Consider the following 1,219-nt stretch of genomic DNA (forward strand, 5'->3'; position numbering starts at 1 on the left):
GCGTTCTAGCTAATGGTGAGGTGGAGATCACCAAAGTCCAAGCGGGTGCCGCGCACGACGGTGTAGTGAGTGCCTGGCTGAGCACGACGTGGAACTACTCCTGGCTCGCGCACGATGGTGCCATTACCGCTGTTGCGATCTGCAATCCACAATTCATTGCCATCAACACCAAACTCGAGGTGCGTCTTAGACACGGATCGTCCTGGGTCAGAGACCACAATGAGGTGCTCGAATTCTTCACCCTCTGCAGGGGTCGGCATGCGACCAAGCAAACCACTCTGTGTTATCTCAACACTGTCGCCGTTGCCCAGAGTAATCGTGAACGACACCATCGAAGTCAGTTCGTTTTCTGTTGCGAACCGAGGGGCTTCTACTACCCGCTGAGGCGGGGCTTCAAAGAGTTCGGAGAGGTCAACGCCCTCAATCTGCTCAACAATGTTTGTTGAAGTGGTCTCAGGTTCTTGTGATGGAGCTGTGGTGAAAGATTCTGCTGGGGGAACTTCTGCAGGCGTTGGTGTTGGTTCCGCGACAGGCTCTGCCTTCACGACAGGAATGGCCTGCGTGCGGGCGACGGAGCTCCCACATTCACCACAGAACAAGGCTCCCTCAGGAAGCGCGCTCTGACAGACCTCACACAACATGGTTGTGATGTTACCGGCGCTTGGGCAACCAAGCCGTGAAGCGAGCCCATGAGAGACCAAATGATTTGACTGAGATCTTGGCTGTGAACTGTTGCCAGCGCGTCAGGTTCGCACCCATTTCTCGCACAACACCATCTGCCTCAGACCACGCACGAATCACTTCTGCATCAGTGAGAGGATCAACAGAGTACTGGGCGGTGTCTGCAAGAACAGCAACACCGGTTGCGGCAGAAAGTGAACTCAACTCAGCGAGTTCTTGACGCGTCATCGAGGCAGTGGCTGCCGTTCCGTGATCGAGCAGAGCGTCACGGACCTCATTCCACGCACCCTCAACGCGCTCACGGGGATCTGCGGCACTGAGACGCGCGTGGCGTCGGCGTCGCTTCGCCACGAGGACACCGAGGAATGGTGAGGCCAACAAACCCAACCAGAGAAGGGTCCAGCCAAGCACATTCACCACAGCAAGAATGGCCTGCAGAACAGGATCTACCTCTGAGGGCTGCTCTTCATCAGCAACTTCAGGAGCTGAGTTGTCGTTGAGTTGTGGTTCGTCCTGATCAGGAGGCTCCACTGCCGTT

The 1,219-nt window shown here is 56.4% G+C and carries 1 protein-coding gene and 1 pseudogene; both read right to left on the reverse strand.

Annotated features, from left to right (window positions below; genetic code table 11):
* Positions 1–5 precede the first annotated feature (5 nt).
* A complete protein-coding gene (locus Q0362_RS03840; protein WP_298119956.1) occupies positions 6–641 on the reverse strand; it encodes an FHA domain-containing protein in 636 nt (211 codons plus the stop codon).
* A 10-nt stretch (positions 642–651) separates the two neighbouring features.
* Positions 652–1,219, reverse strand: a pseudogene (locus Q0362_RS03845) (hypothetical protein); the annotation flags it as partial.

This window comes from uncultured Aurantimicrobium sp. (assembly GCF_936931525.1).
In the GTDB taxonomy this organism is placed as follows: Bacteria; Actinomycetota; Actinomycetes; order Actinomycetales; family Microbacteriaceae; genus Aurantimicrobium.

Coding starts and splice junctions, on each gene's coding strand:
- Q0362_RS03840 (WP_298119956.1), bottom strand. CDS start 641: ATGTTGTGTGAGGTCTGTCAGAGCGCGCTTCCTGAGGGAGCCTTGTTC.